Origin of the sequence: Halothiobacillus sp., assembly GCF_028710545.1 — a bacterium.
Taxonomy (GTDB): Bacteria; Pseudomonadota; Gammaproteobacteria; order Halothiobacillales; family Halothiobacillaceae; genus Halothiobacillus.
In genome coordinates, this window is the sequence record NZ_JAQTTX010000062.1 from 1 (window position 1) to 12,166 (window position 12,166).

7 protein-coding genes and 3 pseudogenes are annotated in these 12,166 nt (G+C 53.0%); 6 read left to right on the plus strand and 4 right to left on the minus strand.

The window, feature by feature from the left end; genetic code table 11:
• The first annotated feature begins 205 nt into the window (after positions 1-205).
• The 5 genes and pseudogenes from PHD44_RS11030 (at position 206) to PHD44_RS11050 (ending at position 3,966) form a co-directional block, all read left to right on the plus strand.
• Positions 206-649 carry a hypothetical protein gene (locus PHD44_RS11030; protein WP_300191594.1) on the plus strand — a complete coding sequence of 148 codons (444 nt, stop codon included), beginning with the start codon at positions 206-208 and terminating at the stop codon, positions 647-649.
• A gap of 124 nt (positions 650-773) precedes the next feature.
• Positions 774-1,187 carry a nucleoside diphosphate kinase regulator gene (gene rnk, locus PHD44_RS11035; RefSeq protein WP_300191597.1) on the plus strand — a complete coding sequence of 138 codons (414 nt, stop codon included), beginning with the start codon at positions 774-776 and terminating at the stop codon, positions 1,185-1,187.
• A 455-nt stretch (positions 1,188-1,642) separates the two neighbouring features.
• The gene (locus tag PHD44_RS11040; protein WP_300191600.1) at positions 1,643-1,984 is read left to right on the plus strand and encodes a transposase; all 342 of its coding nucleotides are present in this window, start codon (positions 1,643-1,645) and stop codon (positions 1,982-1,984) included.
• Entirely contained in the window at positions 1,981-2,319 is a 339-nt protein-coding gene (gene tnpB, locus PHD44_RS11045; RefSeq protein ID WP_300191602.1) for an IS66 family insertion sequence element accessory protein TnpB, read from the plus strand. Before PHD44_RS11040 ends, tnpB begins: the two co-directional genes overlap by 4 nt.
• Positions 2,320-2,441: 122 nt before the next feature.
• Positions 2,442-3,966: pseudogene (locus tag PHD44_RS11050) on the plus strand (IS66 family transposase).
• Positions 3,967-4,025: 59 nt separating this feature from the next.
• Here the strand turns inward: PHD44_RS11050 and PHD44_RS11055 are convergent.
• The 4 genes and pseudogenes from PHD44_RS11055 to PHD44_RS11070 all read right to left on the minus strand — a co-directional run.
• Positions 4,026-4,613, minus strand: a pseudogene (locus PHD44_RS11055) (transposase); the annotation flags it as partial.
• Positions 4,614-4,933: 320 nt separating this feature from the next.
• Positions 4,934-5,416: a hypothetical protein gene (locus tag PHD44_RS11060; protein ID WP_300191605.1), complete on the minus strand. Its 483-nt coding sequence runs from the start codon at positions 5,414-5,416 to the stop codon at positions 4,934-4,936.
• 64 nt (positions 5,417-5,480) lie between these two features.
• Positions 5,481-7,136, minus strand: coding sequence for a hypothetical protein (locus tag PHD44_RS11065; RefSeq protein WP_300191607.1), 1,656 nt, complete (start codon positions 7,134-7,136; stop codon positions 5,481-5,483).
• On the minus strand, positions 7,133-9,811 hold the full coding sequence (locus PHD44_RS11070) for an ATP-binding domain-containing protein (protein WP_300191609.1): 2,679 nt from the start codon (positions 9,809-9,811) through the stop codon (positions 7,133-7,135). Before PHD44_RS11070 ends, PHD44_RS11065 begins: the two co-directional genes overlap by 4 nt.
• Before the next feature lie 491 nt (positions 9,812-10,302).
• Here PHD44_RS11070 and PHD44_RS11075 point away from each other — a divergent pair.
• Positions 10,303-10,859 (plus strand): annotated as a pseudogene (locus PHD44_RS11075) (transposase); the annotation flags it as partial.
• Positions 10,860-12,166: the final 1,307 nt, after the last annotated feature.

A 12,166-nucleotide genomic window follows, 5' to 3' on the forward strand; every position in this document is an offset into this window, starting at 1 on the left:
CTCACCACTGCGACATCCTCGAGACCGGCAACGATTCCTACCGCTTCAAACAGCGCAAGAAATCAGCCTGATACCCTGGTCAAAATTGGACGCTGTTGGGTGGTCAATTTTCGACGCTGTTTGACACGCTAACAACTCAATCCAGCGGACGCCCACCCGCTATGCGGGCGGTCGCCGCTGATTTCGGGCGTTAGTGAGCAAGGTTGTGCGGCTGCTTGAATTCTTGAAAGCCCGTTCCTACGAAACCTCCAAGCAGGAGGAGTTGCTGTATGAATTTGTCGCAACCGAGTTGGAATCTGGTGCACTCAGCAAAGGCCTTTGGACAAAGGCTCTCGCCGAAACCGGATTTGATGATGCTCAGGCGCGAGCGCTTTACATCAAAATGCGCGTCGCATCTTTACAGGCAGAGCTGCGAGAAATTGCTCCACACCTCAGGCAAATCGACGAGGCACAATCCAGGCTATCCAAATTGCTTGAGCAAGGATGTAGCCAAGAGGCAATTGACTATCTTAAAAACCCAATTCTCGCTGCCACGTACGTGCGGAAATACGGTGTTTCAATGGAGAAGATCAACAAAGCCATAAGCATCGGCGCAATCAAAGGCTGCCTCGTAGATGGTTATTTGTGGGTTCAAGATCGTGCTTTATAAGCTCAACGGACTGCTCTCCCTAACCCGGCAGTCCACACGGACGCTGCGCGATAAAGCCGCGCAGCGCCGGTGACTTCTACGTTGGACGCCACCATCAACAATCACTTCATGAGACTAATTCAAAATGAAACAAAAGCCACCTATCACCATATCCTCGCTTGATGCGGTGCGACTTGAAAAAATGCTCGATTCACTTGGCGACAAGCAGATTCCAGACAAAGAGGGGCTACGAGCCGAGCTAGACCGGGCTAATATTCTGGAGCCGGAGGAAATGCCGCATGACGTCGTCACAATGAACTCAACGGTAACCTTCCGGATGGAATCATCCAGTACCGAGTTCTCCCTGACGCTTGTCTATCCAAGCGACATTGACGAAGGCACGGGGAAAATATCGGTTCTTGCCCCTGTTGGCAGCGCACTTCTCGGATTACGAGAGGGCGACGAGATATCCTGGACCAAGCCCGGCGGTGGATTACTCAAAGTGCGCATCCTGAAAGTTGTATATCAACCTGAGCGTTCCGGTGACTTTCGGCGGTAGCTGGCACTTGGAGAATCCGTGTCGTCGCCCAACAAGTCGTTCCAGCGGACGCGCTTGAGCGCGCCGCTGAGCTCCAACGTTAGGCCCCGCAATGCGAACCTCTCGTGGTGCCAGACGATTTCGCGCATCCCGTCAGGAATTGAACAGTCGCCGGTGCCTGAATTCAATCTCCCTACGACATTCAACGAGGCTGCCTGCCCACCACGCAGACCCCAGTGGATCATGGGCGAAAGACTTCAAGGTCATCGACCAATCACGTAGTAAATGGACCAGTCGAAGGTCGCAAGACGATCACAAGAAAGGTTATGTATGAATCAAAGTAGCAATTGCATCAGCACTCCAGTTGTTGGACAGTTTGCGCTGCCATTTCAACCGTAAGCGTCCAGCCGCCCCACCTGTTCTGACGGGGATTGAGTAGGGTAAAAAGTGTCCACCTATTTTTAGTGGACACTTTTATGAACCTGACACCATCTGCTCGCCAACGGCGCTACCATCCTGCTGAATTCAAGGCCCAACTGATTACCCTATGTCAGCAACCCGGTGCATCGGTTGCCGGAGTGGCACTGGCGCACGGGGTGAATGCCAACCTGTTGCGTCGCTGGATTCGTCAACAGGCAGGCTCGATGCCCCGATCAGCACCGACTCTGGTGCCGATCGAGCTTGCCGCACCGCTCACTGTGCCAACCGACGATGCTTTGAGTCTTGAGATTACCACGCGCTCGGCTCGTGTCACGATCCACTGCCCGGCATCCCGTGTGGATAGCTGTGCCCGCCTGCTCGGGCGGTGGCTCAAATGATCAGCCCCGAACAGGTGTTCCTGATCGTGGAACCGGTGGATATGCGCTGGGGTATTGAACGCCTGTCGCAACAGGTGCAATCCCTGCTGCACCGATCCCCTTGTGATGGTACCGCTTATGGGTTTACCAACCGGGCTCGCTCCCGAATCAAACTTCTGATCTGGGATGGCACGGGGGTGTGGCTCTGTCAGCGCCGCTTGCACCGGGGGCATTTTTATTGGCCAAAGCCCGGTGATGATCGGTTTATCATGAGTGCCGAACACTGGCAGTGGCTGACCACCGGGGTGGACTGGCAACGGCTCTGCGCCAAGCCACAGGCCCACTGGCAAGTGTGAGATTTTTCAGGATTTCGTCTTGAAAAATCAGCACATGCAGCTTGGGGTTTGGTATAATCAACCTCATGATTTCAAACGCAGAAACCGGTCATTCATCCCCTGAAACGCCCTCCGTGGCGTGGCTGATTCAGCAACTGAAATCACAGGAACAAGCAATCAAATTGCGTGATGAGTCACTGGCGCATCGGGACGCCACCATCAAGGCACTGGAACTCAAGAACCAGAAATTGACCCATGAGCTGGCGTATTACCGCCGTATCCGCTTCGGGGCCAAAACCGAGGCCATGAGTGCCGAGCAACTACACCTGTTCGAAGACGATCTGGCCGAGGACATTGCTGCCGTTGAGGCCGAGTTATCACCCCCGGCAGATGCCCCGCCTAAACCCCGCCCTAAGGCCGGTCGTCAGCCTCTGCCCGATCATCTGCCGCGTGAAACCCATGTCCATGAACCCGATCCCTGTCAGTGCGGCCAGTGTGGAGCCCATCTGGTCAAGATCGGTGAGGACGTCACCGAAAAGCTCAATATCATTCCCGCCCAATTCTTTGTCGAACGGCATGTCTATCCCACACACCTGCCGATCCTGTCAAACCATCACGGCCGAACCAAGCGCACCCACCATCATCGATGGCGGTATGGCCGCCCCTGGTCTGTTAGCTTGGGTGGCGGTCAGCAAATATGTCGATCACCTGCCGCTCTATCGGTTAGAACAGATTGCCCAGCGTAGTGATGTGCATCTCTCACGCAGCACGATGAGTGAATGGATCGGTCGCATCGGTGTGGCCCTGCAACCCCTGGCCGATCGCTTGAGTGAATTACTCAAACAGCGGGCGGTACTGCATGCCGATGAAACCCCGGTACAGCAACTCGATCCGCTGGCCGGTAAAACCAGGCGAGCTTATCTTTGGGCCTATCGCAGCAATAGCCTGGATGCGGGGCCGCCGATCGTGGTGTTCGACTATCAAACCGGCCGCAGCGGCCAGCATGCCGCCGAGTTTCTTCAGCACTGGCCAGCCAATGGACCAACCAATGGACAAGGCACCTTGATGGTCGATGACTACAGCGGGTACAAAGCCTTGTTCCGTGCGGGCGTGACCGAGCTTGGCTGCTGGGCCCATGCCCGGCGCAAGTTCTTTGATCTGCACAAGGCCAGCAATCATCCGGTTGCGCACGAGGCACTGGCACGGATTGCCCGGTTGTATGTTGCAGAAGAAGAGGCCCAAGACATGGACATTGCGGGGCGGATGCAACACCGTGCTTTGCACAGCCTGCCGATATTGCTGGACATGCACCAGTGGCTCACTCGGCTTAGGCCCGGTGTGGCCAACAATGGTGCCCTAGCCAAGGCCATTGACTATACCTTAAAGCGCTGGCCGGCATTGATTCGCTACGCCCAAACCGGCCACCTACCGATCGACAACAACCCGATAGAAAATGCCATCCGCCCCATTGCCCTCGGCAAGAAGAACTGGTTGTTCGCCGGCAGTGAACGGGCAGGCAGGCGTGCCGCTGCGATCCAGAGCCTGTTTGCCACCGCCAAGCTCAACGACATTGAACCGGCCGCCTGGTTGAAAGATACCCTGGAAAAACTACCCACCTGGCCCAACAGCCGCATCGATGAACTGTTGCCCTTCAGGCAGAAAGCATAAACGACCCATGTTTTACAGGTGGAGCGGTTGGACGCTTACGTCAATTTTCGACGCTGTTTGACACCAATGGCCAGATAAATGGCCTTGACCCGGACGCTGCCGTCCCTGACCTTCACATGGATGCAGTCAAGATAGACGATGGGGTACAGGGCGTCCAGCGGCCGGGCTTGCCAGGTTTTCACTTCCTCAATGACCGCATCGGTCACCGAGGAAATCAAGGTAGGCGAGACTTCGGTGCCGTACATCTCTTCCAGGTGGCTCTGAATTTCCCGGACCGTCATGCCTCGGGCATAGAGCGACAGGATCTTGTCGTCAAAACCTGTCCAGCGGGTCTGATGCTTGGGTATCAGTTGAGGCTCAAACGTGCCGTGGCGGTCACGGGGGATTTCAATCGGTAAGGCACCAAACTCGCCTTTGAGTGTCTTCTGGCTCTTGCCGTTACGGGTGTTGCCGGCAGGGTTCTCCACGGGTTTATGCTTGCCATACCCCAAGTGCTCGGCCATCTCGGCTTCCAGCGCTTTCTCGACCAGAACTTTGGTCAGGTGCTTGAGTAGCCCATCCTCGCCAATCAGGTCTTCCGGCTTGCGGTAGTTCGCCATCAGGCTGCTTATCAGTTCTTCAGGTACATCGTGCTTCTTTACGGTCATTATCATCGCTCCTGGCAATGCGGCAGTTTCCTGCCATGGGACCGTTTACACAAAAATTCTTACACCCTCCTGTACTGGTCTGCCATTAAACCTGAGGCCCTGTTCATGCGCCCGGCCAACGCATTTGCTTCGACCTTCCTTTACCTGTTGATGGGCATGGTGTGGATGTTTCCAGGGTCGCTGAGCGAACTACTGAATGAAACTAAGCGTGCATCTCATCCAGATGGGCGTTCAGATTCGGATTGATCAATATGTGGAACATCCAAAAGCAGTACATCTAGTTCTCACTACACTTGTCCAATCCCACCAAATCCGTTATTTCAACAATCTGGGTTTTGCTGACCATAGCTCCGAATTTGGGCCTCCAAGGTCGCGACTCGAGCTACCATTTCCGCGAATCGCTGATTCCCTTCATATGCTGCCTTAGTAAAGGTGACCAAAGCGTCATATTCGGCATCTTCTGGAAATCCAAATTGCCTAGCCACATCAAATAAATCACCAAGACTACGTAGAGCATCCTCTTCCATCACACGCTGAGCTAAGCCATCAGAAATTGGCATGCCCTTCCAATGGGGATCTTCACAAGGCCGCGTCATGCCCATGAGATGATCGTATTCAAGCCATGCCACATCTTCTTGACCAAAAAATTCAACCAAGGCATCTCTGGTTTCGGAATTCCTAGGGCAAACCCACGCATTGCGCAAATGATCCCATTGGCAGCCCGGAACACCTTTCATTTGAAGGCCATCATCAAACAACATCGTGATTACATACTTACATTCCGAACAAAAAATAGTGACCATTACGCATCCTTCTTAGACTAAAAAATTCGGATCAGATGTATTTAAATAGCGTGCAGACTCACTCTTAATCTAGCCCAACGACGCGCCAGCCATACCCTCCCTTGGCAGGGTTCTTTGCATGAACAGCGATAGCTGTTACCTCAATAGCATCCGGGTTAGCGCGCTCAACGAGATAGGGGGGGACAAATGCATCCTCTACAAAGCCAAAACCCTTTGGGTTACGACGGAGTTGTCCTTTAACACGCTTAAAATGTTTTTCAGACAATTCACAGAGCTCCACGTTGAACACATCTACTCGATTGTTCTTGGGATTACGTGCAAGTCCAAATCTAACGCCGTCGCCAATATGGAATGCCGCCCCTGAAGGTTCATTGAGGTTTACCTCATCGCCCGAGTCCAGGATAAGAATCCTCGTCGTTTTTTCTGCGACTGTCTCACGCGTAACCACACCAATGCCTGATTCCAGACAGTCCCATTTCTGCCCATCCTTTCTGGCTGAGACATGAACGATTGTCTGCCTGTCATCTTCGTTCTGACTACCGACCACAACTACCAGCGGTGCTCCAACTTCAGCCTTCAGCCCCTTCAGCCTTGGACTGACAAGACTCCACGTTTGCCCTTTGGAATCCTTGGTTGCATATCGAAATAATGGCTTCGGTTTCCAGCCGGGTCTTACATCTTTTGGCGGACTTGGAACAAGGGAGCCAAGATAATTGGCTTCCAGCGTTTCCACGACATCGAAGCATAGGGCCAATGCCGCATTCGAATGTTTGGCGTAGAAATTCTCTGGCTTTTCAGCACCATCTGCAGATGGGTCATACCAAGGGCTAGCTATCATCTCCTCCATCTCACGCCCAATCGGCCACCCTTCCGCTTCGCGGATATTGATTGTGAGCGCGACTTCCTTACTAGCTTGAACGTACTCTTCCTGTTCCGCTAACAAGGCAGCTAACTCCCGATGCGCCCGAACCAAGAACTTTGGCTCGGCTGAGCACTCCAGAGCCCGACAAAAGCAACTCACAGCCAATTCAGGCTGCTCGGACTGGTATAACCTACCTGCTTCCGCCCAGACCCAAAATTCATTTCGCTTGGCCTTAATGACACCAGCCAGAAGTTCCGTTGCGCGCTGGAAGTCCCCCATCTGACGCAAAACAATTGTCATGTCCCAATTGAGCCAGATGGGGTCATCCAGCTTTGCCTTATCACCGAACCGTTCCGCAAACTCCAACACCAATTTCATCTGCTCTTCACTGGCGTCCGGATGCGCCGTACCCCATTTGCACAAGGTTCGAGCAACTTTCATCCCCAGAGATGGGTACGTTTTTCCTTGGTATTCCCGGGGCCGACAGTCTTCATCACTCAAGCCGTCGGGGCCTATCCAACGAACTATTTCCAAAAACTGGGGCAAGTGCTGCCCGACCTTGGCGAGTTGCGTCAAGATGTTTGAACAAACCATGCCAGGTTTCTGAGGCTCCTGCCTGTAGAACTCTCTCATCCACGACATCAAGTCTTGCACATCCTGCCCGTTGACTTGCTGACTTCGTTTCAAAGCCTCGCCCATGTGGTCAACAATGCGCTTGATGCGGTCGAAGATTAGCCACTCGTACTGAGATCTTGTTTTAAAGTCCCCCGGGTCTGCCACCAAAATTTCTACGGCAGTCTTCAAAGCCTGGTCGATTTGTCCCGCCTTGCGAAGGGCCTGGACGTTTTGCCAATTCACGAGAAAAATCCCTTAATTTCTTCGAGCAAACCCATGTCACTACTTTGTAGCGGACGCACGCTGGAAACCAATCCTTGTTTGTCGAAGTTGATCTCAATATTGAGGCGTTCGTCTTGCTTCCGTACAACGGTAATGATCAATCGATAGGGCGTCTCGGCAGCAGAAACGACCTTCCAGTCGGTTCTGTCCATCCGCGAACGGACAGAACTGAGCAGGGCCTCCACCTCAGATGAGTAACCATTCGTCTCGAGGCATTCCTCAGCCACTTCGGTGAGTAATGCCCAATGCGCCGGATCGTCCAGGTGCATGGCTGTGACTACGTTTTTCCCGTTGTAGGCAAGCCGCAGTTGACATTGCTCATCTTGCGGACCGATAAGATCGTACCGTTCTTGATAAGGGTGGCAAGCTGCCCTGGCTATTCGCCAACCAACTCGCTCCACTGCATTGGCGGCTCGAAGCCATACAGCTGCTGACTTGAGAATATCCTTCGACTCATCCAACCCTTGGGGTAAACGACGTTGCTGATCCCTTTCAGACGCGATGCCATTGGGCTGAAATGCCCAACCAGCACCTACAGCGATATCTGCGGCCACTTTTACTGCGCCTGCGTTCCATACTGCCGTATCGAATGGATGTATTTCGGTAAAGTTCAAGAGCACCAGCTCGCGTTCGGCGACCGTGAGTGCTGAATACAGCCAACGAAAAAAACCTTCCGAATGACGCCCGGCTGCATGGTCGCAATTCACGTAACAAATCGGCTGTGACATACCTTGGGCGTGGTGCACGGTAGAAGCGTAGCCATATCGTGCGTAGGTGAAGTCTGGCGGGGGCGGAGGAGACTCCACTCCCTGGAGTTCACCTTGCTTTCCCTCGGTTGGCTTCTTTAACCTGCTCTTTCGCCAAGCACTTTCTGCGATTGCAGTATCCGGCTCCAATTCCGGCTTTTCTGCTGTCAGGAACTCTTCAAAAACCTCAAGTTCAACCTCGTCGCGACCATGGAGACTGCATCTAATGGAATGAAATCTGACGGCCTCCTTTCTCCCTTTCAACCCTTGTTGGTAGGAGGTACGAGCGAAGACACTCTCAACCGTGTAGCGAGCGCCGGATTGCATGGTGAGATATGAGCCGAATGGGTCACGTACATCGGGAGTGACATATATTTCCAGTAGATCACCTGCCTCGATAGCACCCAAGGTTTTCTTGCCATGCAAACGCTCACGAACCCATTGGGTTAGGGTATTAGCTTGACGATGAGTCTCACACAAATACCAGACTGAACCGGGGCCTTCACGGAAGTGATGCAAAATCTCGTTTGCAGCCTCTTTCTTCTCGCCAATCCTGATTCCCTCATCGGTTGCCAGCTCCAGTGCTGCAAACTTCTGTGAGGAAATGGCAGAAACCAACTTAAATGCATTATTCAGTTTGGCTGAGCCATCGGTAGTGTCGATAAGCTGTTTCAGCTCTAGAGACTGGTGCTTAAGTTCTCGTGCTTTCTGAAAATTACCAGAAAGCACCGACTCCTCAGTGCCACACCGCTGAATTTGATACGGATCACCAAAGAAAACCACCTTGCGACGCGCTTTGCCAAATTCTGCAAAGTCGAAAAAATCAGAAAGCAACTGACCGCTACCATACTGCTTGCCATCAGGAGTAGAGAATCGAGAATTCCCTAGCAAGTGCGAATCGTCCAGCAGATAGACGCAATCCTCACTATCTTCGCAGGCACGCAACGGAATGATTTTAAGTTGTTTTTGCTCCGCAGCTTCTTCTCCATCTGTCCTTTGCTCATCCTCCCCACCTTGCTTACCTATATAGAGGTGGGCATAGATGCTGTTGGCGTGTACCTCAGAGCCATCGGCAAGACGTCGATTGGGTTTCAGCACAATAGCGGTTTTACCAGCCTTGGCAATCTCGTTCCTTATCTCGGCTAACAGGCGACTCTTGCCCGTTGAAGTCATGCCAAGCACAGAAAAGGAATTGAGTTCATCCGCTGAGATGAAACTACATAGTGCCTGGAGAGCTTCGTGTTGATGAGCGGTCAGCTGCGCAAGACCTGGAGGCAAGCGTTGACTCGTATTAACGTCACGTACATGCGGCAGGCTGGAAGCCCATTCAAACGGCTGAACACCAAGCCTGCGGACAATTTCCAGTGCTTCGTCCTGTGCAATCCTCAATTCAGGCGAGGATAGGCCATCAAGCACAGCCGCACAGTTCACTAGATCTGTAGGATAAAACCAGGAGTTCGTCTTGGGCGACAGATCCAACTGATCTTGTATATGGTCAGAAAAAATAACGCCCGCAGAGATATGACCAAGGTTACGCCCTGACAACAACGCCTTGGAAGTCAGCCAATTCAGAACGGAAAACTTATTGTCACGCAATTGTTGAAAGGGGTTAGCTTTGCTACCCCCTTTAACAACTACGCCATCAATCCGCCACGGACCGTTCTCTGTGCCGGTCAGCGTACCGCCATAACTCTTAAAATCGGCCACGATGACTGCAGACGGAAGAATGCAGACCAAGTCGATTTCAGCGCCGCTCCACATGGTATTTGCAATAACAAAAATCCAGTCAGCACTCGTTGCCCATCGTTCCTCTAGTTTTCCCAGGAAGGTGCGGAGCATCTGATTCTCATGAGTACGACCGGCCTTTTCGCCATAAACGAAAATAGTCATTGCTCGCCTACCTGCACAAAGAACGCCACCTTTCCAAGAAAGATTCGTGAACAAATTCCGCCGGTTAAAATTTTGATGTTTTCAGTTTCTGTCCATGAACAGAAACCCTTGTCTTCAACCATGATGAAAATCACTTTTGTATTTGTCTATACGAATTAAATCCATCCCCTGAGCCAATAAACTGGATATCGACGCATCAAACGCCCGCTTGAACTCAAGATCCTGTGCATAGTTTTTGTATAGACCCATATCCCTGTGTAATCCCCCCAAGAAGTAGCGGCAGCCAAAAGTGGAGTTATGCAGCCATTGCCAATTTCTGCATGGGGGTAATGCCGCAGAGCGCCATATTCGGACATTCCTAGTTGTAAGTCCATAACCAACGAGTGGCCATCTGACGCACGATGTGATTCCTTTGCCTGATACCTATTAGGATTCTACCCCGATACCACGGACACTTCAAAGAAGCCTCATAATGGGGCGAAGGAGTGTTTATGACCAAGAGAAGAAGATTTAGTCCTGAGTTCAAACATGAAGCAGTGGCGTTGACGCGTCAGCCGGGCGTAAGTTGCCGCCAGGTGGCTTTGGATATCGGCGTCAACCCCAACATGCTGTCGCGCTGGGTGCGGGAAGCGGATGCGGGTTTGGGCACGTCGTTCACAGGAACGGGTAGCCCTCGAGATCAGGAGTTGGCACGGTTGAAGCGTGAACTGGCCCAGGTCAAGAAGGAACGAGATTTTTTAAGAGACGCGGCAATGTACTTCGCGAAGGGATCATCGAACGGTACGCGATGATTCGGCGTTGCCGCCAGGAGTACCCCGTACGACTTATGTGCCGCTGCCTGAATGTTTCAGCCAGCGGCTACTACGCTTGGCAGGATCGCCAACCAAGTTCCCGGTCTTTGGATAATGATCGTTTGCTCGAACGGATTCGTTCGATCCATGAGGACAGCCAAGGGGTTATTGGGGCACCTCGTATGCATGAAGATCTGAGCGCTGAAGGTGAAACGGTTAGCCTTAACCGGATTGCCCGCCTGATGGCCTCCAATGGGGCTGCCGACGAAACGGTCGTGTCGCTCAACAGTGATGCCATGCTCAACCCGGCCGCTTACATCCCGCCCCAGTGCTATACCCAAACCCGGGATGATTCGGGTGCCTTCGCCGGCAAATCCTCCAATCCCTGTTTTGCCTGTCACAACATGGGCAAAGAACCCAATTACACCAACGACGCGGACCTGCAACTCACCTACGCCATGCCCGCGTTTGCGCAAAAGAACAACTGGTCGAATCTGTTTATCGATCGTCGCCCGGAAATCGCCGGGATCGCGGATGAAAAAATCCTCAATTACGTTCGTCAGGACAACTACCATGAAACTGACGGTCAGGTGGTGCTCCAGCGCGTATTGAACGCACCGCTGCCCGCCGGATGGGATGCCAACGGTGATGGCAAGTGGAATGGATACATCCCCGATGCCTACTTCAATTTCGACGGGATCGGTTTTGACCACGCGCCGGACGGCAGTTACACCGGCTGGCGCGCTTTTGCCTACGCCCCTTTTCTCGGCACCTTCTGGCCGACCAATGGCAGTACCGATGATGTGCTCATTCGCCTTGCGCCCGCGTTTCGCGAGAAAATCGACGGCACGTTTGATCTGACCACCTACACCGTCAACTTGGCCATCGTGCAGGCGATGATCCAACGCCAGAACGTGCCGATTGCAGCGGTCGACGAACGGATCTTCGGTGTTGATCTCAATAAAGACGGCCAGATCGATACCGCGACCCAGATCACCTACGACTGGGCGCCAACGGAAGGGCGAAATATGCAGTATGTGGGGCTGGCTGGCGAGCAACTTGCTCAAGGCCAGGTGCATATCGCAGCGGGTTTATACCCTGAAGGCACGGAGTTCATCCATACCGTCCGCTATCTCGATCCGGTGGGCGGCGAAGTGGGCATCGGCATGTCCGCACGCATGAAAGAGGTGCGCTACGCCGCGAAACGCGGCTGGAATAATTTTGCCCAGTTGAAGAGCTATGCAGATGGCGAGGTGCTGGAGGACATGCGTTTTCCTGATCGCCTGCGGCGCTTTGTCGGCAATATTGAAACCGGTTTGCAAAATGGCACCGGCTGGACATATTCCGCCTTCATTGAAGATAAGCAAGGCGATTTACGCCCGCAAAGCAAAGAAGAGCTCTATGCCTGCATGGGCTGCCACAGTGCCCTGGGTGTATCGTAAGCGTCCAGCCGCCCCACCTGTTCTGACGGGGATTGAGTAGGGTAAAAAGTGTCCACCTATTTTTAGTGGACACTTTTATGAACCTGACACCATCTGCTCGCCAACGGCGCTACCATCCTGCT